The 21,643-nt window shown below is 37.6% G+C and carries 18 protein-coding genes and 1 pseudogene; 6 read left to right on the top strand and 13 right to left on the bottom strand.

Translation table 11 applies throughout. The features are described 5' to 3' along the window. Positions 1–17 precede the first annotated feature (17 nt). The 7 genes and pseudogenes from E4N80_RS12015 to E4N80_RS12045 form a co-directional block, all read right to left on the bottom strand. The gene (locus tag E4N80_RS12015) at positions 18–1,700 is read right to left on the bottom strand and encodes an ABC transporter permease (protein WP_253699406.1); all 1,683 of its coding nucleotides are present in this window, start codon (positions 1,698–1,700) and stop codon (positions 18–20) included. Further along, positions 1,684–2,694, bottom strand: a complete 1,011-nt coding sequence (locus E4N80_RS12020) for a thiamine ABC transporter substrate-binding protein (protein ID WP_253699407.1) — start codon at positions 2,692–2,694, stop codon at positions 1,684–1,686. Before E4N80_RS12020 ends, E4N80_RS12015 begins: the two co-directional genes overlap by 17 nt. A 194-nt stretch (positions 2,695–2,888) precedes the next feature. Further along, positions 2,889–3,128: pseudogene (locus E4N80_RS12025) on the bottom strand (FAD-binding oxidoreductase); the annotation flags it as partial. A 68-nt stretch (positions 3,129–3,196) separates the two neighbouring features. After that, positions 3,197–3,334 carry a hypothetical protein gene (locus tag E4N80_RS12030; RefSeq protein WP_253690349.1) on the bottom strand — a complete coding sequence of 46 codons (138 nt, stop codon included), beginning with the start codon at positions 3,332–3,334 and terminating at the stop codon, positions 3,197–3,199. Between the two features lie 9 nt (positions 3,335–3,343). After that, positions 3,344–5,437: a methyl-accepting chemotaxis protein gene (locus E4N80_RS12035; protein ID WP_253699409.1), complete on the bottom strand. Its 2,094-nt coding sequence runs from the start codon at positions 5,435–5,437 to the stop codon at positions 3,344–3,346. Positions 5,438–6,172: 735 nt separating this feature from the next. Next, a complete protein-coding gene (locus E4N80_RS13000; RefSeq protein ID WP_366797000.1) occupies positions 6,173–6,460 on the bottom strand; it encodes a CC/Se motif family (seleno)protein in 288 nt (95 codons plus the stop codon). A gap of 10 nt (positions 6,461–6,470) precedes the next feature. Then, positions 6,471–7,844, bottom strand: coding sequence for an L-cystine transporter (locus E4N80_RS12045; protein WP_253699411.1), 1,374 nt, complete (start codon positions 7,842–7,844; stop codon positions 6,471–6,473). 292 nt (positions 7,845–8,136) lie between these two features. Between E4N80_RS12045 and E4N80_RS12050 the strand changes: the two genes are divergently transcribed. After that, on the top strand, positions 8,137–9,744 hold the full coding sequence (locus E4N80_RS12050) for a bifunctional aspartate carbamoyltransferase catalytic subunit/aspartate carbamoyltransferase regulatory subunit (protein WP_253699412.1): 1,608 nt from the start codon (positions 8,137–8,139) through the stop codon (positions 9,742–9,744). Here E4N80_RS12050 and E4N80_RS12055 read toward each other — a convergent pair. Both E4N80_RS12055 and E4N80_RS12060 read right to left on the bottom strand, forming a co-directional pair. Further along, entirely contained in the window at positions 9,741–12,146 is a 2,406-nt protein-coding gene (locus tag E4N80_RS12055) for an EAL domain-containing protein (protein ID WP_253699413.1), read from the bottom strand. The genes E4N80_RS12050 and E4N80_RS12055 overlap by 4 nt on opposite strands. Positions 12,147–12,288: 142 nt before the next feature. Further along, positions 12,289–12,603 (bottom strand): helix-turn-helix domain-containing protein, encoded by a 315-nt coding sequence (locus E4N80_RS12060; RefSeq protein WP_253699414.1) that lies wholly within the window; start codon positions 12,601–12,603, stop codon positions 12,289–12,291. 162 nt (positions 12,604–12,765) lie between these two features. Here E4N80_RS12060 and E4N80_RS12065 point away from each other — a divergent pair, with 162 nt between their 5' ends. Genes E4N80_RS12065 through E4N80_RS12085 form a run of 5 tightly spaced genes read left to right on the top strand, consistent with a single transcriptional unit; the run spans position 12,766 to position 17,877 of the window. Then, on the top strand, positions 12,766–14,412 hold the full coding sequence (locus E4N80_RS12065; protein ID WP_253699415.1) for a DUF5312 domain-containing protein: 1,647 nt from the start codon (positions 12,766–12,768) through the stop codon (positions 14,410–14,412). After that, a complete protein-coding gene (dgcA, locus tag E4N80_RS12070; protein WP_366797003.1) occupies positions 14,372–15,508 on the top strand; it encodes a diguanylate cyclase DgcA in 1,137 nt (378 codons plus the stop codon). Before E4N80_RS12065 ends, dgcA begins: the two co-directional genes overlap by 41 nt. Before the next feature lie 21 nt (positions 15,509–15,529). Further along, a complete protein-coding gene (locus E4N80_RS12075) occupies positions 15,530–16,159 on the top strand; it encodes a rhomboid family intramembrane serine protease (protein ID WP_253699417.1) in 630 nt (209 codons plus the stop codon). Between the two features lie 20 nt (positions 16,160–16,179). Further along, a complete protein-coding gene (locus E4N80_RS12080; RefSeq protein WP_253699418.1) occupies positions 16,180–16,860 on the top strand; it encodes a hypothetical protein in 681 nt (226 codons plus the stop codon). A 3-nt stretch (positions 16,861–16,863) separates the two neighbouring features. Continuing rightward, positions 16,864–17,877, top strand: coding sequence for a tRNA-dihydrouridine synthase family protein (locus E4N80_RS12085; protein WP_253699419.1), 1,014 nt, complete (start codon positions 16,864–16,866; stop codon positions 17,875–17,877). Between the two features lie 49 nt (positions 17,878–17,926). Here the strand turns inward: E4N80_RS12085 and vapC are convergent, their stop codons facing one another. From vapC to E4N80_RS12105, 4 genes are all read right to left on the bottom strand, one after another. Further along, a complete protein-coding gene (gene vapC, locus E4N80_RS12090) occupies positions 17,927–18,331 on the bottom strand; it encodes a type II toxin-antitoxin system tRNA(fMet)-specific endonuclease VapC (RefSeq protein ID WP_253699420.1) in 405 nt (134 codons plus the stop codon). Further along, the gene (gene vapB, locus E4N80_RS12095) at positions 18,331–18,561 is read right to left on the bottom strand and encodes a type II toxin-antitoxin system antitoxin VapB (protein WP_253682979.1); all 231 of its coding nucleotides are present in this window, start codon (positions 18,559–18,561) and stop codon (positions 18,331–18,333) included. Before vapB ends, vapC begins: the two co-directional genes overlap by 1 nt. 279 nt (positions 18,562–18,840) lie before the next feature. Continuing rightward, positions 18,841–20,403 carry an LTA synthase family protein gene (locus E4N80_RS12100; protein ID WP_253699421.1) on the bottom strand — a complete coding sequence of 521 codons (1,563 nt, stop codon included), beginning with the start codon at positions 20,401–20,403 and terminating at the stop codon, positions 18,841–18,843. A gap of 21 nt (positions 20,404–20,424) precedes the next feature. After that, complete coding sequence (locus E4N80_RS12105; RefSeq protein WP_253699422.1) at positions 20,425–21,624, bottom strand: coenzyme F420-0:L-glutamate ligase; 1,200 nt, start codon at positions 21,622–21,624, stop codon at positions 20,425–20,427. Between the last annotated feature and the right edge of the window lie 19 nt (positions 21,625–21,643).

Here is a 21,643-nt window from a genome sequence, read left to right on the forward strand (position 1 = left end):
TTTCTCCTTAAATTATTTCAAGTTTCTTTTTCCTGTAAAAAGAAAACAAAGCCGGTTATAAGGCTTAAGACAACTGCAACCGCAGAAGATTCTACAAAGCGGTATGAAGAAGCATAATCGAAGATCAGCAGGGCAAGGTTATTAAAACGCGGTATGTTTAAAACTATTGGTAAGGAAGCATCTCCCGCACTTATGGCAAAGACAAAGGCTAAGGCGGAAAAGATGCCCTTCTTGCATAGAGGTACTATCACCTTAAAAAAGGCCGTTTTTTTATCCGGTGAAAGCAAGACTGCCGCATTGATAATATTTTGAGGAATGCGTAAAAGCGAGGTCTGTATTTGAGTCCACGCAAAGGGCCATGCAAGTGAGCTTTGTGCAAAGATTAAAATGAGCTCCGTTCCGTTGGGTTTTAACAAGAGCCAGCCGAAGCCCAGCATTACTGATGAAACTGCCAAGGGCAGATAGGGAACCGCGTATATTTTTCTCCGGTTATAAAAGACGGTTATGTATGCGAAGAATAAAGAAGCTATCAGGCTTACAAGGGCTGTAAGGACGCCGATTTTGATGCTTGTCCAAAGAGCCGTCCAAAAGGTTCGGGATAAAAAAATATTTTTCCACGCTTTAAAATAAAAGAATTTGTTAAAGATAGATGTATAATTTACATTATATGTAGAATGTAAAAAGATAGAAAACAATGGTGCTATTAAAAAAAGAATAATTATAAAAATAGTAAAGCTAAAAAAGATTTTTTGTCCAAAGCCTTTTATTGCAGACTTCTCCCTTATCCCCTTTAGGTTTTCGTTTTGCACCATCATCTTTTTTTGCAGGTTAGAATAGATGAGAATTAAAATTAAGGCCGCAGATATTTCGGTGAGGGCTATCTTTGCGGCAAGGTTCATATCCAATTTTGTGCGGGCTGCCTTGTAAAGTTCTACCTCTAAGGTGGTAAGGGCAATGCCTCCGAAAAGCAGGATTATTATAAAACTAAAAAAGCAAAAAAGGAAAATCAACAAAAAGGAAACGGCTATCGAATTTAAAAGAGCCGGAAAGGTTATGGTTTTAAAGATTCTAAATTTACTTGCCCCTAAAAGGAGGGCAGCATTAGGTTCATCTTCGCTTAAGCGTTCCCAAACTTGAGAAATTGTTTTCATCGCAAGGGGAAAGTTGTAGAAGCCGTGGATTATAATTACTCCCGTCATCGAAAACACAAAATTGACAGGCGGTTCATCTTGGTTTAATAAGCTCTTTAAAAAAGAATTGAGGATTCCGTTATTGCCGAAAAATATTATAAATGAAAGGGCAACGATTATTGCAGGCACGCAGAGAGGGACACTTGACAGAGCCATTAAAAATTTTCTACCCCGAAAGTTTTTTCTTGCACAAAAATAAGCGGCAGCAAAGCCTACCGTGCAGGCAAGGGCTGCGGAAAAAAAGGCCTGAGAAACCGTAAAGGCTGCAATCCTAAAAATCTGCGAAAAGTCAAAAGAGCTTTTTACTCCCGTAATATGCGAAAAATCAAAGCGTGAAGAAAATAAGGGAACAAAGCTTAAAATCAGCGGAAGAAAAAAAGAAAGCAGTACAAGAAAAAAGATAAGGCCGCCGAGCGGTAAAACAAGGCAGCCTACCTTTGATAGGCTGCTCGGCCGAGAAAGTCGGTCATATCGAGTATCTCGGCCTTGTTTTTTATTTTTGTAAAACATTGATTACGGCATTTACCGATTCAGTTTGATCTTCTGAAGGAATACGCAAAACTTTTGCAGGTTTGGGAACATCCTTATAAGAAGCAGGAAGGGCAAGCCCCTTGATAACGGGATACATAAACTGAGTTTCGGGAAGGAGGCTTTGAGCTTCTTCCGTCAGCATAAAGTCTATAAATTCCTTTGCTCCTTTAGTATTAGCTGCATTGGCGGCAATACCCATGCCTTCAATCTGAATAATATGCCCTTCTTCAAAAATCAATGGTTGAAATCGGTCTGTTTTGTCATATAAAACATGGGAGGCGAGGCTGCTTGTGTAAGAGATGGCTATGGGAGCTTCTCCGGCTGTAAAATAGCCGTAGCCCGTACTCCACTTGGGGGCCATGGCAAAGATATTCGGCTTGAGGGCCTTCCAAAAGTCAAGATACTTATCGCCAAAAACGGCCTTTGTCCACGAGACTAAACCAAGTCCTGTTGTGCTGGAACTCGGATCCAAAATAACAATCTTTTTTGCATAAGCAGGCTCGGTCAGCTCTTTTAAGGATGAGGGCTTTTTGATTTTAGCTTTTGTGTCGAACATAAAGGCAAAATAGCCGTAGTCAAAGGGGGTTAATAGCCAGTCATCGGCAATAAGAACACCTGAATCTATCTTGTCTGCGGCCGTAGGTTTGTAGGCTTTTAAAATTTTTGCCTTGCGGGCCTTTTCGATAAGGTGGTTATCTATACCGATGAGGACATCCGCTGTAGAAGCCTTGCCTTCCAATATGACCCTGTTTAAAACGCCTTCTTTGCAGATAACGTACTCAACTTCCTTGCCCGTTTTTGCCTTAAATAGCTCGGCAATTTTCGGACCCGGCCCGTAATCGGCAGCAAAGGATTTTGTTGTGTAAACTACAACCTTTGTTCCGTCAGATTCTTTTGCACCGCCTGCAAAAAGAGCGGCACAACCGATAATTAAAAAAGAGAAAATTAAAATAGAGCGTAAATGATTTTTCATATGCTCCCTCCGCCGGTATTATCCGGATCAGGTAATAGGGCATCCGTGCGGACAGCCCTTTGCGGGTATGTTCTCAGCTTGTAAAAGCACCCCGGCAATATGAGTTTAGCATAAGGAAAATAAAAAATCAAGGGGCGGAAAATTTGCGGGCATCCTCTGCACCGCTTTATAAAATGACTTTGCCGTACTCATAGTTATTTTTCTTCCCAAGTTTTTCCGGCATATTTAGGTTCTCTCTTTTGGTCTTCCGTCATATCGAGGCCAAGGGTATCGCCCGGATTCATTATGTTATCGAAGATGCCGTACTGGTATTCCACATATTCTTCCTTGTTTTTAAAAAGGCCTATAAAGATAAAGTACAAGTTTGCTCCTTGCGGATAAGTATGGGAAAGATGGGTCATGCATACCGTGTGAGGGCGAGATTTTGCAAGTCTTCCGCATCCGAAAGCCTAAATACCGAGGGAAAGCCCGATTCGTTTTGCATGATCTCACGGCAGGTCTTTTAATGGTGCTTTTTAAGGAGGCTTTTTGTTTCTTCTATCGAAGTTTGAATAGCCTTAACGGTTAGGTCAATCAGATCGGTTAAGACCTTTGTTTTATGCCTTCCCGTAAAGCTTGTTTTAAGTTTCTTTTTCTTCATAATCCTAACTTACACCTTAAATTTAGAAACCTCGTTTGCCAAATTCTCAATACTTTGCTTATTTTTTTGACTTATTGCGTTTACTTCCTGTACGGCGTTGCTGATTTGCACGGCACCGGAGGCCATCTCGTTCATGCTGTCGGTAATGACGCGCGTCAGCTCATCGAGTTTTTGCATCTCCTGAGCAACATTCTCACCGCCGCGGAGCATCTCGGCAGAGCCGTCGTTGACTTGGTTGGTTACCGTGTTTATGTCGCGAATAGCCGATAAAACTTCTTTACTGCCGTTTTCCTGTTCACGCATAGCATTCATTAGGTTTTGACTCATAGTCTTTACCTGCTCGGAAAGGGCGAAAATGGCATTGAACTTTTCTTCTGCCGTTTTTGAAGAGGCTGAAAGAGCTTCAATTTCGCCTGAGAGAACTTTGAGGGTAGAAGTAATGGTTTTGCCCTGAGTGCTTGATTCTTCTGCGAGCTTTCGGATTTCGTCGGCAACAACGGCAAAGCCTTTTCCCGCTTCTCCTGCGTGGGCGGCTTCGATTGCGGCGTTCATCGCCAAAAGGTTGGTCTGCGAGGCGATGTGCTGGATAACGCTTGAGGCTTCCAATAGGCCTCCGGACTCTTCGGCTATTTTTTGCGTAACGCTGTTTGCTCCTGAAATCGTTTCCTTGCCGTCAGCCGTGGCGGAAGCAAGAGTTTTTATAACATCATCGGTTTTGCCGAGTGTCTGTGTGATTGAAGCGATATTTCCCACCATCTGTTCGATAGCGGAAGAAGACTCGGCAACGCTTGCCGCTTGATTTTCAATGCTGCCATTGAGCTGTTTTATGGTGCGGATAATTTCTTCTACTGTTGCAGCCGTTTCTGTAACACTTGCAGCTTGGGTCAAGGCTTGCTGCTTAACGCCGTCAATGTTCGCACTTATTTGGTGAACGGCACTTGCGGTTTCTGTCATGTTGGAAGCAAGCTCATTCCCGATATTTGTCATATCTTCACTGTTTTCGCCGACGGTTTTAATCGACGAGCCGATTTTTTCAATTGTTTCATTGAAGTATTCCGATAAATCGGTAACTTCGTCATTGCCGTGCACGGGCAGGCGGACGGTCAAATCACCTTCGCCTTGGGCAATATCTTTTAGAGCACCAACGACAACTTTTACGGGCTTTATCATGCGGCGGGCAACAAAAAAGACAATGATCAAACTGACTGCTAAAACACAGAACCCGATGAGAATCATTTCAAGCTTCAGTTCATTAACGGTTCCCATAAATTCTTCTTTGGGGGCCTGAACAATAACTGTCCAACCAGTGGTTTTCATAGTGGCATACGAAGCTATTTTTCTTATATCGTTGTATTCATAATATCCGACTTCGCTTTCATCTATTTCTAAGGCGTGTTGTGTAAATGTTGCTAAAGAAGTAAAGTCGCTATTAGTTTTTGCATTGTTTAAAATATTATCCTGTGATCTTACCAATTCAAAATTTTTCTGAGCGATAGTTGTTCCTGTCAAACCAAGGATATAACATTCGCCCGTTTTGCCGACAACGATATCGGAAATTTCTTCGGAAAGCTTCTGAGCAAAAAGATCGGCTGCCAATACTCCTATAACCGTACGATTGTTATCATAAATAGGAACGGCAAAAGTAAGTGAAAGGCTGCCATCGGCACGGGATAAGATAGGTTCTGTTATAAATGTTTTACCTTTAATTGCAGAGTGGAACCATTCTCGGTCCTGTACCGAGACCATCTGGCTAGCGGATACATAAGCATTTCCGGCTATATCACAAAATGTAAAGTTATGTATCAGTGGATTAAAAGCCTCTTCTGCTTTTAACAGAGCTATTTTATCTGCATAAGAGCTTGCCGGGTCCGTTAAAATGGGCATACGTGCTATACCTTCCAAAAATTGACATATAGTGTTTGCTCTACCGTCAATAATTTCAGCCGTATCTGTTGCCTTATCGATTAGGTGAGCCTCGACCTTTTCGGTTACGGCCTTCCGGGCGGTACGCACAGCTAACAGCGCTAGTATAAAACCGACTGTAAGAATAAGTAGGCCGAACACCAGTATTAGTTTGGTTCGCAGTGAAAAACGTTTTTTCATATTAATCTCCTGTAGTTTAAGGGGGATGCCCCCTTAAAAATCCCCCCAATTAGGGGTGCTTTTTTCTTTTTTCCGACAAAAGAAAGAAGCACCCCTATAACCCCGAAAAAAGAAAAGTGCGGCTTAGGGGCTATGCCCCTAAGAACCCCGCTGAAAAAGGTACATCCTGTACCTTTTTCAGCTTCGAGTTTGCGGTGCAAACTCGAACGACTATTCTGGGCGGACATCCTGTCCGCTTTTGGGGTATTCTGTATTTTTTGGATTGAATTAGTCCCAATCCAAAAAGGACATTTTGATATATAAAACGGAATATATTTTTCCGTGTTTTATGAGATAGTTGATTGTTTGTAAAAAAGTTGTGCTGTTTGCCCTTTGTAATAATCCTTTTTGCAAATAGGCGAGGCAAGTACAAGTCACAAACAAAAATTACCCGCAGGCGTGCTTTTTGCACGTCGAGGACTAATTTTTGTGAAGTAACGCAGTAATTGTCCGCATATTTGCAAAAAATTCGGGGGGGGGGGGGGGTAGTATACTCATTTTTTTTATTTTGTCTAGTAGTTTTTGAGGAAAAATTTAAATTTTTTTCTAATAAAATAACATTTTGTATCATAGCTAATATTATAGGGTAAAAAATCGGAGGTGTCAAGGGAAAATTATATCTTAGAAAAATAAAAAAGCGGCAGAGGCCTTAAAAAGACCTGTCTGCCGCTATTAGTTATAACTTAATAAGGTTCTTTAAAAGACTATACCTTCAACGATTAGTTTTTCGGAAAATAATACCTTCTTGTATTTTACAGAAAGGGTATCGTTTGATGCATTGATTTTATTTTTTACATAAACATCAATATCTCCCGACTTTATCAATTTGAATTCTTCCTTATCTTTTTTGGGCTCTACCGGTGACACGACCGGCTGGGGTTCTCCCACGCCTCAGGAAGCGCAGCCTATAAGGTCAATAGTTATGGCCTTAGAATTGATTTTTTTTAAATAATCCAAAACTTTGTCATCAATATTTATTGTCATAAATCACTCCTTATTCAACAATAATTTCTTTTCTGTTATAGATAGATTCATCCAATTCACCTGTTCTTTTTGCTGCAATTACACCGGAGAGAAGAGAATCGCTTACGTTTAAGGCTGTTCGGCCCATGTCGATGAGGGGTTCAATAGCAACAAGAAGACCGGCAAGAGTTATCGGAAGTCCCATTGAGGATAGAACTATGATTGCGGCAAATGTTGCTCCGCCTCCTACACCAACGATTCCGAAACTGCCCAAGGCTGTAATTACGATAAGCTTTACAAGGAAGACAGGAGCCAATGGGTTGATTCCTAAAGTAGGTGCAATCATAACTGCCAACATCGCGGGATAAATTCCTGCACATCCGTTTTGTCCGATGCTCGTACCTAAACTTCCTGCAAGGTTAGCGATACCTTCCGGAACTCCTAAGTTGTTTACTTGGTTTGAAACGGTAAGAGGAAGAGCTCCTGCCGAAGACCTTGAAGTAAATGCAAACATAAGGTTTGAAACACTTTTCTTAAAGAAGGTTATGGGGTTTAATCCTGCCGTAAGCAAGTATAATCCGTGTACAACAAACATTATTATAATTGCAATATAGCTTGCTCCTATAAATCCGATAAGCCTTAAAATTTCAGAGAAATTTGAGGTTGAGGTGATATTAATCATAAGAGCTAAAACTCCGTAAGGCGTAATGCGGAGAACCATTCGTACAAGCCTCATTACTACATCGGAGCAAGAATTAAGCCATTTAATGAATACATCTGCACTGTCGGGATTGCTTCTTTTTAAGAATAAGGCTGCAAATCCAAGCATTGCCGAGAAGAAAACCGTAGCCAAGGTTGCATTTGAGCCTTGACCTGAAAATGCGTAGAAGGGGTTGGTCGGGATGATTTCAAGAATTTGCTGCTGAATAGGTTTTGCTTCGAAGTCATGAAGTCTGCCTTCCATTGCCTTTCCTCTTGCAATTTCACTTTCACCGGCTGTAAGGTTTTCTGCCGACAAGCCGAACGCAGAAGTTGTAAGGGCTCCTACAAGAGCTGCTATTGCAACAGTGATTACAAGAACAGCTAAAATTCTTCCGGCTGCTTTTCCGATATTTTGTTTTTGTGTAGCAATTGATTTTGTAATACTTACAATGATTAGAGGGTAAACAATCATTCTAAGCAATCTTACATAACCGCTTCCTACTAAAGTAATCCAGCTCATAGCCTTTTTTATCAGAGCTGAATCTTTAATGGTAAGCTGTAGTATTGCACCAAAGATGATACCTACAACAAGAGCTGTAACTACGCGTACATTAAAGCTCATATTAAGTTTTTTCATGTATCTAATTCCATACATGAGTAATAACGCTGCGGCGACAATGCCGCATATCCAGATTATGTCCATAAAAACTCCTAAATAGTGGTATTTTATAATGCGCAGCGAGTTTATCATAATACAAGATTTTTTGCTAGATGGGTTTAAAATAATGTCAATCAAAAAAGTCTATTGACAGATTTTTTATTTTTTGATAAAATCCCTTCCAATATGTGCGGTTGAGTCCGTATCTTAATGGAGGTGCAATATGATTTATTCCTTAATTACTATAAGCTGCAAATTTTGCCTCCCTCGTTTATTTTGATAACATCGGTTTTGCCGATGTTTTTTTTTGCATTTTTGTTTTTAACAGGAGTTTAAAATGGAAAACAAATTTATGGGGCGTTCATTGACGGTTATCGATGATTTATCAATCGATGAAAGAAAGTACCTTTTTGAAAAGACAAAGCAATTAAAAAAAGCTATTCAAGAAGACAATCAAAAGGTAATGGATGAATTTAGAATTAATGACAAAGACTTCGGTATTTATGAGGTCTTTTTGGAATCCAGTACCCGCACAAAAGAATCATTTAGAAATGCAGCCAAATTTCATCAGGTAAAATTAAGTGATCTAGCTGTTGAATCTTCTTCTTTTAACAAGGGAGAAAGCTATGCCGACACATTTAATACTCTTGCAGGTTATCAAAACAGCATCTTCATTGTACGCAGCAAGGTAGAGGGGGTATGCCGCTGGCTTGAAGATGAGGCTCAGGCCTTTTATAAACGAAACAATTTAAAAAGAAAGCCTGCCTTTATAAATGCCGGAGACGGAAAGCATGAGCATCCTACTCAGGAACTGCTTGACGAATTTACCTTTATTGAAGATAACAACTGGTCATTCGACAAGATTCACATAGCCTTAGTAGGCGACTTGTACCACGGAAGAACTGTACACTCAAAGGCCGACGGTCTTAAAATCTTTAAGTCCGTAAAGGTTGACCTTATAGCTCCCGCTGAACTTGCTATGCCTGAATATTACAAGGTCAGGATGCAGGAAAACGGCTTTACCGTAAGAGAATTTTCTTCGATCGAGGAATATCTGGGGCAAGCCGATGTCGCTCTTATTTGGTACTTTACCCGCCCCCAGCTTGAAAGAATGGGCGAGCAGGTTTTAAAAAAGCAAGACGAGCTCCGCCGCTCCATAACTTTCCGAAAAGAATTTATCGAAAAACTTCCCAAAAATACCCGTTTTTATCATCCCCTTCCAAGACACCGTGTCCATCCGACAATTCCTACTTTTTTGGATGCAACCCCCCTTAACGGCTGGGAAAGGCAGTCCATAAACGGAATGTACGTCAGAATGGTGCTTCTTTCGATGATAGCAGGTAAAATAGGCTATGACTATAAGGGGCCTGAACCTAAATCTTGTGAATGTGCTGCAGATGAAGACTATATAGTTGAAGTTTCCATAAGCAACTCCAAAGAAAGCAAGGTTGAAACCTTTTCCGAAGGTGTGCGTCCCATACAAAACGGAATAGTTATTGATCATATTTGCCGAGGAGAGAAGCCTTCAGTAATCAGGCATCACATGTCCAAGATTATAAATGTTATGGGACTTGAAGAAGGTAAGGGCGGTGAATGGGTGTCAACTTCTACAAAAGATAAGGGAACCTTTAAAGGTATAATTTTCCGACCGGGAGAGTATAAATTTTCAAGAGCAGACTTAAAAAGGCTGTCTGCCGTTGCTTCGAGCTGTACCCTCAACCTAATAAAAGACGGAAAAATTCAAGCAAAGTATCGAACGCATCTTCCTCCCCGAATTTACAACTTTGAAGACTTGATTTGCAAGAACGAAGCCTGCATTTCACATCCGGCGCAATCCGAAGGTGTCCCTGCAATTTTCTACCGCACTATAGACAACAGATATACCTGCCAATATTGCGGAACAATCCACACCTTTAAAGAAATCTGGGGCGAAAAAAAGAACTAAAATTTATATCCGTTCCTATCGTTTTGAAACTTTATAGCTTCTTCGATAGGAATAGGTTTTTGAAAAGCATATCCCTGCCCGTAATCGACACCTATATCTCTTAAGATTGAAACTATTTTCTCGGTTTCTGCATATTCACCTATTGTGTAAAGACCTAAATGATAACACATATCTCGCATGGTTTTAACCATAGAAAAATCTATGTAATCTTTATCTATGGACTTTATAAAAGACCCGTCAATTTTTACGTAATCTATGGGAAGGGTCTTTAAATATGGGAAAGAAGAAAAGCCTTTTCCAAAATCATCCAATGAAAAAGAGAAGCCTTGTTTTCTTAATTCGGTAACAAATTTTGAGGTTGCTTCCAAGTTTCTTACCGCACAACTTTCCGTTATTTCAAAGCAGAAGTTATGAGCCGGTACATTTAATGTTTTACGGCTTTCAGCGATGAATTCTACAAGATCATTTGAAAAAAACGAATCTGCTGAAATATTAATTGAAAATATTACATTTTCGTCTAAGTCTCCCCTACTTGTCGCTTCTGCAAAAAAGGCAAAAGCTTTTCTTATGACCCACTTATCTACTTCATATATAAGATTATATCTTTCGGCTATAGGAATAAAAACGTCGGGCATAATAATATGATCATCATTAGTTTTAAGTCTTATTAAAATTTCATATTTGGGATGAGAAAAAAGATCATTTAATGGCATAATTGCCTGTGCGTATAAAACAAAACTATCCTCTTTAAGAGCCTTTTGTATTGTATTTAACCAAAATGAAATATTTCCTCTGGAAAAACCTGTTATTCCTGAAGACAATAGAAGTTCGTAACACCCGCCTCCTTTTCTAAAAGCTGTAGAACAAGCATCATATGCATTTGATACGATTTCTTGAGAGCTATGAGGTATTTTAGGAATATTTACAATACCGACACTTATGGAAATAGTCAATTTTTTTTCATTCCAAATAAAGTGTTCTCGATTTATTTTATCGATAAGGGCTTGTGTGAACCGGCATACTTCTTTCTCGTTTCCGAAACAAAAGATAGAAAATTCGTCTCCTATGACATGCATAATAGAATCTTCGGGAATATTAAATGATTTTATATGGGCTAAAATCATAGAATATATGTGCTGTATTAGGGCATTTCCTGCATAATAGCCCCAAAGTTGGTTTATAGTTTTAAATTTATCTATATCCAAATATAAGAGATAGACTTCTGCATCGGCATCCATGGTGGCAATTATGTTATCTATTTTTTGAGTCAAGGTAGTGGAATTTAAGGTAAAATTCGTTTCCCCCTGAAGATTCGATTTTGCGTTTTTTACTACAGAATTAAAACTCATTGCAATTCTTGCAAGTTCGTAATTTTTTCTATCTAAAAAATCAAACTTAATAAGTTCATTGTTTTTTGCAGCTTTCTCCAGCCTGTTTGTAATGGTTTCTATGGGTAAAGCCACTTTTTTTGCAATTAGAAAAGATAGAATACTTACGAAGATAATAAAAGTACATGCAAATACTATTGCTCTAAATTGTAAACCGTTTATAGGATGATAAAAATCCGATGCAGGTATTGTAAATCCCACCGTCCAGCCGGAGGCTTCCGATTGTGCAAAGTAAAAGAATCTTTTAGCGCCGTCATAATCTTTTACGGCAGGCAAGTTTCTGCTATATCCGGAGTCGATTTTTAACTTGGCTATATATTCTATAAAATCTATACCGCCCTCAATATTATAAATCTCAGTAAAATTATTAATCTTTAATTGGTATTGCTCATTAGGATGAGATAATATGCGGTAATCTTTTCCTATCAAAAAAACATAACTATCGTCTGCATTTCTAAATTTTCCTATGAGGGATAATAATTCATCTATTTTTATTTCCCCTAAAAACACTCCGTCGACTCCGTTTTTTGTGGTAAATTGTTTTATAACGGAAAAAGCGATTGTATCCGGGTTTGAGCTTATGCTGTGATACGGATTGGTTATGATTGTTTCTTTGGTGCTTTTTGCCTCAATGTACCAGGGCCTCTTATTGGGGGTATAGGAATCAGGAACTCTCCAGTTCTGACCATTCGCAAAAACTCCTGTTTCAAAAAATACGGCAAAATCGGTTTCGGGGTTAAATCTATTTAAATTTACCAAAAACGAAGTGCATTCTTCATAATCGGTAATATCCATATAGGTCAAGGTATTTATGCTCTGCTCTACAACGGTTTTTTTTTCGATAAGCCATTCATCTATCTCTTGAGCTATAAGCTTAGCTTTTAATTTATTTTTATTGTTGAGATTTGTTGAAAAAATATTTGCGGCATAAAAAAAGTTTAGAACTACGGAAATAATTATAAGAGCACTAAATACTATTGCATTTGAGAGCACAATTTTCTGCTTTAATCTCATGCCTTTCTCCTTCAAATTAATTGATTTAAATTATAGATAGCTGTATCGTTCTTGTTCAAAATATAACTAAATTTCAGACTAAAAGTTACTTATTTTTTATCTTTATAAAGTAAAGTTATTCATATTTATCCAAAGGGTCATCTTAAAAGCTGCCCGAAACATATTTTTTTAATAGCTTATTCAAGTCTTTTATAAGCTCATTATGGTGCCCTGCTATTATCGTTAAATCTTCTTGACTGACATCATCCGTAAGAAATAGTTCATAAGGAGTAGTATTGAGTGCATCTGTTATTTTTGATAAGGTTGCGGCAGACACCCATTTTTGTTTATTTTCGATTGCATTGATAAATGCGATTGACACATCAGCTCTCAAAGCCAATTCCATCTGGGACATTTCCAATTTATGCCGAATTCTTCTTATGTTTTTAGCTAAAATAGATGCATAATCATAACTCATAATTAATAATACCCCCAAAATTTGATGACAGCAAAGAGCTAATGGTGTAATAAAATATTCTATCAGTTGAAATATAAATCGCAACTAATGTAGAATTTGGGCTTTTATAGAAGAAATCGATAGCTATCTTGAAAATAAGAGTATTTTTTGATAATATGGAAAGTGTTAATTTTATCTAATTTAATTCAGCATATAAAAGAATTCTTCTATTCCTTGTTTTACCTGAGTGAAGAAGAAATAAGCACCCAAAATGCCCTGCGTACTATTATTCATGAACTAAAGCAGTGTAAGTACCCCGTATACCGTAATGATAATACCGTCTTAGCCGGCTTACCTATAATTATCTATGAGATTTATAGGATTAGTTTGCCCTTTAAGCATATTTTACAAGAGACCATATGCTCCAATGATATTAGGCTTTCAGCTTTATTTTTAGATAAACTTGTAGAGTCTTCATTTTCGGATAATCAAAAAATTCTAAAGGAAAATCTATCTTTTAGCAGCCGAATGGAAAGGATTTCGGATCTGATGAGAGAGGATTTTGACCAAAAACTTAAGGACCAAACAAATGAATTCGATGAGCTTTTATTTTCCTTGACCGATCCTGTTTTAAAGACAGTAGATGTTAAAATAAATAAACTGTTTGCATTTTTTGATTTTTGCAGTTTTCAATTTAATACTTTTTTTGCTTATTTTGATCCCGGTTTTAATACAATTATAAATACGGACGCTGTGAGAGAGCATTATAGCTTTGAAAATGTAGATGGAATGACTGTTCTTCAAGAGATTCTTGATTTGGATTATCTTATTCGGAATTTATCTATAGATGAACAGCTGGTAGATGGAATCTTGTTCCTAAATTCACAGCTTCCTTCAGAGAAACAGCTTGATGAGATTTATATAAAAAAGAATTTAAAGAATTTTTTCTCAAAACTCGAAAATACTCTGGGTAAAAATACGCTAAAAAACATTACAAAATTGATTAAAAAGGATCCTAAGTTTGAGGATAAAACAAAGGCTCCCCGTGTTTTTTCGGAAATAGAAGAGTACAAAACCCGTTTTATGGCGAATTTCAGTGCCGATACAAAAAAAATACTTAAACTAAGGCAAGATGTTCAAATGACATCGCTTATCAGTGACCTTTTTGGAAATATTGAAATCCTCAAACTGGATATCTATAATGAAGAATTGAACAGCAAAATTCAGGGTTTAACCGGCCTTTCATTAGACTGGATAACTCCTCTTGAGATTTTAAAAACATATACAAAAAATTTCTTTCAGCCTTCGATAGAGCCTTTTTTGCGAGAGCTTTTAGTAGAGGGTTTTTTTGAAGATAAAAAAATGAAGTCCGAATTTGCAGCAAACTATTATTACTGTTCGGCTGTTGCAGACAAAATAGATGAACTGGAAAAAATAATGTATGGCAAGAATGAGTCTTCAATAGAGCTTATAAGGGGCTATTTAACAAGAATTGAGGCCGGCGGTGATTTTGAAAGACCTTTATCAAAAATTATCGACGAAATTAACCTTCGTGCAAAGAAATTTTTGGAAGACTCAGGCAAGCACTATTGGGACCTTCTTAAATTTTGTAAGTTAATAATAAAGGATTCGTATCGGCCGGCACCTGAAAGTGTACATAATATAACGGTAATGATAAATTCCACAAAAAACAAAGAAAGATTCGCTGTTTTTGCAAACGGAATGGAGAATTTTGAAAAAATGATTGAACTTTTAAAAAGATATGTTGTTGTAGATATATCGGAGTTAAATGAAAAGGCAGGTAAAAATTATGAAAACAACTCCAAATGAAAAATTATTAAAAAAAGTATTACATGCAGGGAATTGTAAAAAATATGAAGATAAAATTCTTCATCAGGAAAAAGAAATATTTGATTTAAAGCAATTGTTACAAATTTCAAAGAGTTTAAATTCGGTTTTGGAATTTGACCGTCTTATTGAAGCGATATTATATATAGTTATGGCTCAACTAAAAACCCTCGGAGCTGCAATTTTTACAAAAAAGTCCTTTGATGATAACATTTTTGTATTAAATAGAGACCATTACGGTTTTGATATAACTCATGATGTGCAATATTCAATAAATATAGATCATCCGCTTATAAGTTTTTTGGATAAATCCGATTCAGGACACACTCCGGATGAGATAAGTAAAAACATAAAAACGGATAAGATAGTAAAAGACTTATTTAGTCTTAGACCTTCTTTTTTTGTACCTTTAAAGGCAAAAAATAGAATGATAGGCTTTTTGCTCTTAGGCGAGAGGATGGAAAGCACTCATCGATTTACGGATTATGAAAAAAACATTATAGAAAATATAGCCTCCTTAGCTGCTATAGCCATAAATAATTCTCAGCTTTTAGAAATGACAACAACCGACATAATGACTCATCTAAAACTAAAGCATTACTTTTTTACTCTGCTGATGGAGCGCCTGTATACCATAAATTCTTCGGGCGAAAAAAAAGAGACTCTTTCAATTTTGATGCTTGATATAGACTTTTTTAAGAATATAAACGATACCTATGGTCATGCTGTCGGTGATATTGTTTTAGAAGAAGTTGCAAGAATTATAAAATCATGTACAAGAAGTGCGGATACGGCTGCAAGGTACGGTGGAGAAGAATTTGTGGTAATGCTTAACAATACTCCGTCTGATGCTGCTATGGCTATAGCCGAAAGAATAAGAAAATCCATAGAAGAGAAGATTATCATGTACAACGGTAAAAAAATTAATGTAACTATTTCTATAGGTGTATCAAGTTATAATTTTGATTTTGAGTCGGCAAAGTCTATAGTAGACAGAGCAGACAAGGCCTTATACGAATCCAAGCAAAATGGACGGAATAGTGTAACATTATCCAAAAATAACTTGCCTAAAACTTGATAATTTTCGATATTTTATAGTATGAAGTATTTAAGAAAACCTTTTAAATATACATATAAGAATGCTGTGCTTGTCATAGCCGTGATAAATGTTGCTGTTTTTGTTCTTACAAGTCTTTTTAGAAATTTAAGTGCATATTTAGGGCTTGTACCTATTCTTGTAGTGGAAGCACAAACTTATTGGCAGTTTTTCACTTATCAATTTGTCCATGGGGACTTTTTTCATTTGGCATTTAATATGCTCGCCTTATTCTTTTTCGGTGTTCCCGTAGAACGCAAGATTGGAACAAAGGAATTTATACTTTATTATCTTTTGATAGGGACAATCGGCGGCGCCTTGAGTTTTTTGGTGTATGCGGCAACAGGCTTTTATACTATTACTCTTGTAGGTGCATCAGGAGCAATTTTTGGACTTTTGCTTTTATATGCAGTGCTTTATCCCAATTCTGTAATCTACATTTGGGGTGTGATTCCCGTGCCGGCTCCTCTTTTAATTTTAGGTTATGCCGTAATCGAATTAATAAGCATTTTTTCCGTAGGTGACGGAGTAGCTCATTTGACGCATTTTATTGGACTCCTTGCAGGCTGGGTATATATAAGAATTCGGTTTGGAATAAAACCTCTTAAAGTCTGGAATTCAACGGGACGGTAAAATTGTCCGATAATTAGGCTATGAGAAAGTTCATTGCTATTCTTCTGTTTTTTATAAGTTTTTACCTATATGCGGATACTTATTCCGGGGCTTCCGGCAGTGATGCTTTGATTGTAAGAGCTCCTGTCTGGGTATTTGTAGAAGAAGCACCGAAAGGAATCGATGATGAGAATAAGGCTAAATTCATACCGCCTAAGGAGGCCTTGCTTGAGCTTTCAGCCTATATTTTATCAGGCATGACCTATGGTCTAAACTTTGTATATACTCCCTTGGATAAAAAACGTAATGTAGATGAATATTTTGAACTTGAATCTGTTTTTAAACCAAGCACCGAAAATATAAAAATTACGGATGTAAGGGTTAAATACCCTTATTGCTATTCTTGGGCCGAATACGGCATCCCCGAATCCTATGCAGGTCATTTTAAACTTTGGACAAAAAATGCTCATAAGACGATAAAGGGAAGGGGAAAGGGAGATCGATTTGATGAGCTTGAAGGGGTTTATGCCGCTTATACTGAGGCTGTAAAAAATGCTGTCCGTGAATATGCGCGAGGTTTTTTAAAAAATAAACCTAAGGAAATCAGAGGGGCTGTTTTGATAAAATCTCCTCCCCGCCTATTTGTAGAATCGGGCTTTTTTAAGGCTGAGCTTGAACTTTATATCCAAATAGATGAAATCATAAAATATACGGTTTTTTAGCCTATGAATTTGATATCGGCACCCATGGCTGCAATAACTCATTCCGCTTTTAGAAGGCTCACAGCCTGCTTTAAGGAACCTGATGAGTATTTTTCGGAAATGATACATGCTCCCTCGGCTATTTCAGGCGGAGGTTTTGAAAAATGGTATTTTAAGGCAAATCCGTCGCCTGAAAAACTTGTTTGGCAGGTTACAAGCCCTGATGAGGATGCCGCTGCTGCTTGTGTTCCTCTTTTGCTTCAGCACGGAGGTTTCGGCATTGACCTGAATATGGGCTGCTGTGCTCCGCAAATTGTAAATACCGGAGCCGGTTTTGCATGGATGAAAAAGCCGCTTTCAGAGACGGCCTCATTGGTGAACAAGGTCAAAAAAGCCGTCCAGCTGTATGATGAGCAAAAGTCCGGGCCGCAAACGGAGCCTATCCGCCTTAGTGTAAAACTGCGCTTAGGCGAAGAAGAAAACTATGATAGGCTTTTATTCTTTTGTAAGATGCTTATTTCGGAAGGAGTAGACCTAATTACCCTCCACCCCCGTACCCAAAAGCAAAAATACTCACGCCCCTGTAAGCATGAGTACACTGCCCGCCTTGCCTCCGATTTAAACGTTCCGGTCTACGGTAACGGAGATATAAATTCCCTTGAAACCTTAAAAAAAGTTAGCTCAAAATATCCGTGTTCAGGCTGGATGATAGGACGGGCTGCCGTGCAAAAACCTTGGATTTTTTATGAACTTTCAAAAGGTATTTTAAAAAACGGAACCTCCGAAGACAAGGACGAAAAACTCGAAATCGATTTATTAAAAACGGCAGAGCTGTTTTTAAGTTTTTTACGGGAAGAACAGCCTCAAGAATTTTACCTTACAAGAGCTCAAAGGTTTTTTGCTTTTTTTTGCGATAATTTCAGCTTTGCCCACCACATAAAAAGCAAGGTTATAAATTGCAAAAATCTTGACGATATGCTTCATAATTTAAGTGCCTATTTTGAAGAGGTCCCTGAAGACAGACTCATAAGAGTTTAGTTCTTTTGATGTAAACATTCTAATAATACATATTCAATATATTTTTCCATTATTCTTTTGTCCAGTCATCGACTTTTAGTCCAGGTATTCTAGAAAATTCTCTTATATTATTTGTAACCACAGTAAGATTTCTTGCTAAAGCTTGAGCAGCAATCTGTGTATCAAAAGGTCCAATCGGAATCCCTTTATTTTCAAGATAAGCTCTAATCATTCCGTATGTTTCTGTATCTTCTGTCGTAAAATCTATTATGTTAGTAAAATCGGAACAAAAATCCAGAAGAGCATGGCGATTCTTTTCTCTAAATTGACTTTTTGAAACACCATACTCCAACTCAGCAATTGTAATGGAAGAAAGAAATAATTCTTCTTTTTTACAGTTAAATATTTTTTTCTTTAAATATGGATTTTTATTCTTTATGAGGAAAATACAGATATTTGTATCTAGCAAATACATTAAAAAACTTCCCTTTCTTGCATTGCCGGTTGACTCCTTCCTTCTGTCATGAAATCATCAGAAAATTCAGAAAGACTTCTTTCAAGATTTTCCCAATTGCTTTCTTTTGGTGTTAGGATTATTGATGAACCGATTTTCTTGATGAGTAATTCAGAAAAATCAATATGAAATTCTTTAGGGATTCTTACAGCCTGACTATTTCCACTTGTGAATACTTTTGTACAAATCATATCAGCACCTCCGTATATATTATAGTATATACAAAGGTAAAATTATCGTCAACTTCTATTTGTCAGAAAATCAATTTTTAGCTTTTTTATTCGTGCGGAGGGTTTAATACCCCGACGCTTGCGTCGTAACGAAGGGTATTAAAGCCGACTGCAACCACCTTATGAGAACAACATACCTCGACGCTTGCATCGGGGTATGTTGATTAACAATAAGCGGTATAGTGAACCATCAACCTAACTCAAATTATACATAGAATTCTATTTTTTTATATTCATAATTCAGTGTTTTTTCATCAGCTTTTCTTCATAAAAGATTGAAGGTTTTTCAATTTCGGAATTAAGTTTCTTTAAGCCTTTTTCTTCAAGAAGAGTTTTTTCTCCCGAAAATAAGGAGCGGCCGAGGCCTAAGCCCTTGGCATTAAATTCGATGCCCATGCTTTCTACGACTGTGGGGAAAAGATCAAAAGTCGTAAACAGTCTGTTTTTGTTTTTATCCGTTGTCTTTGCAGAATTTATAAAGGCATTGTAGGGGTGCCTGTCTTGTAACTTTACGGTCGGCAGGTATAAATCTCCGCCCATGTACAAGTGATCTCCCAAAATGATTATTGTAGTATTTTCATAAAAGTCTTGCGCTTTAGCCCATTCTACAAAATCATAGGCTTTTTTTGATGCTCCGGCATATACATTGTGTATTTTTTCAAAATAAATGTTGGGGCATTTTTCATCGGCATAACCGTGGGGAGAATGTGTGTCGGCAGTAAAGAAAATATAGGCAAAAGGCTTATCTTTTTTTGAAAGCTCCGTAATGTCTTCCCGTGCAAATTGATAAAGCTTTTCGTCTTCAAAGCCCCACCAAACATTGTAGTCTTTAGGGATTCTTTTATTTTCTACAAAATAAGAATAATCTTGAATTTTAAAATTTTTATGGTTGGTTAAAAAATTACCCAAACAGCCGAAATCTTTGTCTGCGGCCATACTGAACACAAGATTGTAGCCGTTATCGTATAAAAGATCTCCGAGTCCGTAACCGCCTTCCATAAACCTGTCGATTTTTATTAAAGAAGTATTCAAGGATGAAATTTTTAAAGAAGATGAGTCGAAAGAAGGAAGATTTAAAATTAATGGAACTCCCATATTTAAGGAGGTAAGGGAGGCTAAGGAATGAGAGGTTCCCATAACCTGGGTACCTCCGCCTAATTTTTCACAGTGGCTGAATGAAAGGTTTTGCTCGGCTATCCCGCGTAATTCGGGAATAAGATCATAGCGGGACAGACCTCCGAATTCGTTTGATGTAGCACTTATTTCCATCGACTCAAGGTAGAGAATTATAAGATTTCTCTTTTTTGGAGGAAAATTAAATTCTACCTTTGAAGGGTCTATATAGTTCGTTTCATAAAGATCTGTCGGCGGGCTTAATTTATAATAAACATATTGAATATAGCCGAATTTATATTGGCTGTAGCCAAAAAAAATACAAAGGTAAATCAAAACATAAAGACGAGGCCTTCTTATTAAAACGGGAAAGAGCCGGTAAGATTTTCCTTTTTTTGTTTTTAAAACAAGCTTTACTTCTTTTAGGATTAAAATGAGGTTTACAAAAGATAGGATTATTGGAATTACAAGGGCTTTTAAATAAAAACTTAGAAGAACAGCACTGCTTGTGCCGTCAATGGGTGTTACGGCAGTAAAGATAAGCTGATCCATCTGGGCATGAGGGAAAACTCCCAAAAGCCAAATTATGAGCATTATAAGAAAAGTATACAGAAATACAAAAAGACTTCCTAAAAAAGCCTGCTTTTTCTTTTCTTTTTTATTTGTGAATTCAATTTTTTCCCTAAGCATAGCACATCTTCAAAATAAAAATTATCCTGTATACTTGTCGAAATATCCCTGTATAAATATGATAGGAGTTCCCTTGTCTCCGCTTCCCGATGTGAGGTCTGAAAGTGAGCCGATTAAATCTATAAGCCGCCGCGGGGTCGTTCCTTGAGACTCCATAGAGTCTATATGGGAGGCGGTTTCTTTTTGATGTTTTTCGATATATTCAGCGATTTTTTTCTTTTGTTCTTCTTCATTTAAGTCTTTGAAGTTGTTGTCTGCCAGATATTTTAGCTTTACTTCATTGGGTCTGCCTTCAAGTCCCTTTGTATAAGCAGGCGAAACAACAGGATCGGCAAGTTCCCAAATTTTACCTATCGGGTCCTTAAAAGCTCCGTCTCCATAAACCATAACTTCGATGGTTTTTCCTGTTTTTTCTTTTATTATAGCCTGTATTTTATCGACGATGACTTGTGCATTCTGAGGGAAGAGTTTAATCCTGTCCTCTCCTGACTTATTGGAACCCAAAAGCCCGTAATCCGAATTAAAGCCGCTTCCGTTTACCGGGCTGCTCAAAATATCGTCGAGGCCTAAAACGGTCTTTGCTCCGGCCTTCTTTAAAAGTTTTTTTGTTCTATTCCGTGTATGAATATCGCAGGCTAAAACCGAATCTGTATATTCTATTATTTTTTTCGGATCATTGGAGAGAATTACAAAGGATTCGGGATTATGTTTTTTGATTATCGAATCATAATATTCTATATAGTCCATTCCTGTGAATTTATGCTTGTGATCTCCGAATTTGCTTCTAAATTCTTCTCTTGTAAAGGAATTTGTCCATGGGTTTACATCGGAATCTTCAAAAACATCCGGGTCAATCAAGTGATTACCTACCTCATCGCTGGGATAGCTTAACATGATGATTAGCTTGTTTTTTGAGCGGGCTATACCTTCCAAACAAACTGCAAAACGGTTCCGGCTTAAAATAGGAAAAATTAGGCCTATACATGAGTTTCCGAATTTTGCCTTTATATCGGCTGCTATATCGTCAGCTGTTGCATAGTTTCCCTGTGCACGGGCTACTATGGACTCCGTAACGGAAAGAATATCTCTATCTTTTATTGTAAAGTTTTCGGCTTTTGCAGCATTTAAAAGGGTTTCGGCAGCAATGGAGGCTATGTCATCCCCCTCACGGATTATTGGAGCAATCAATCCCCTCGATACAGTTCCTACAAATTTCTTCATTTTGAACCTCAGAAAAGTA

Origin of the sequence: Treponema denticola (assembly GCF_024181605.1) — a bacterium.
In the GTDB taxonomy this organism is placed as follows: domain Bacteria; phylum Spirochaetota; class Spirochaetia; order Treponematales; family Treponemataceae; genus Treponema_B; species Treponema_B denticola_B.

Excerpts from the sequence above, each read along its gene's own strand:
- E4N80_RS12030 (WP_253690349.1), bottom strand. The coding sequence starts at position 3,334 with ATGAAGAAAAAGAAACTTAAAACAAGCTTTACGGGAAGGCATAAAACA.
- E4N80_RS12050 (WP_253699412.1), top strand. The coding sequence starts at position 8,137 with ATGGAAAACAAATTTATGGGGCGTTCATTGACGGTTATCGATGATTTA.
- E4N80_RS12100 (WP_253699421.1), bottom strand. The coding sequence starts at position 20,403 with ATGCTTAGGGAAAAAATTGAATTCACAAATAAAAAAGAAAAGAAAAAG.
- dgcA (WP_366797003.1), top strand. The coding sequence starts at position 14,372 with ATGAAAAGGCAGGTAAAAATTATGAAAACAACTCCAAATGAAAAATTA.
- E4N80_RS12035 (WP_253699409.1), bottom strand. The coding sequence starts at position 5,437 with ATGAAAAAACGTTTTTCACTGCGAACCAAACTAATACTGGTGTTCGGC.
- vapB (WP_253682979.1), bottom strand. The coding sequence starts at position 18,561 with ATGATTTGTACAAAAGTATTCACAAGTGGAAATAGTCAGGCTGTAAGA.
- E4N80_RS12055 (WP_253699413.1), bottom strand. The coding sequence starts at position 12,146 with ATGAGATTAAAGCAGAAAATTGTGCTCTCAAATGCAATAGTATTTAGT.
- E4N80_RS12015 (WP_253699406.1), bottom strand. The coding sequence starts at position 1,700 with ATGTTTTACAAAAATAAAAAACAAGGCCGAGATACTCGATATGACCGA.
- E4N80_RS12020 (WP_253699407.1), bottom strand. The coding sequence starts at position 2,694 with ATGAAAAATCATTTACGCTCTATTTTAATTTTCTCTTTTTTAATTATC.
- E4N80_RS12060 (WP_253699414.1), bottom strand. The coding sequence starts at position 12,603 with ATGAGTTATGATTATGCATCTATTTTAGCTAAAAACATAAGAAGAATT.
- E4N80_RS12080 (WP_253699418.1), top strand. The coding sequence starts at position 16,180 with ATGAGAAAGTTCATTGCTATTCTTCTGTTTTTTATAAGTTTTTACCTA.
- E4N80_RS12075 (WP_253699417.1), top strand. The coding sequence starts at position 15,530 with ATGAAGTATTTAAGAAAACCTTTTAAATATACATATAAGAATGCTGTG.
- E4N80_RS12045 (WP_253699411.1), bottom strand. The coding sequence starts at position 7,844 with ATGGACATAATCTGGATATGCGGCATTGTCGCCGCAGCGTTATTACTC.
- vapC (WP_253699420.1), bottom strand. The coding sequence starts at position 18,331 with ATGTATTTGCTAGATACAAATATCTGTATTTTCCTCATAAAGAATAAA.
- E4N80_RS12085 (WP_253699419.1), top strand. The coding sequence starts at position 16,864 with ATGAATTTGATATCGGCACCCATGGCTGCAATAACTCATTCCGCTTTT.
- E4N80_RS12105 (WP_253699422.1), bottom strand. The coding sequence starts at position 21,624 with ATGAAGAAATTTGTAGGAACTGTATCGAGGGGATTGATTGCTCCAATA.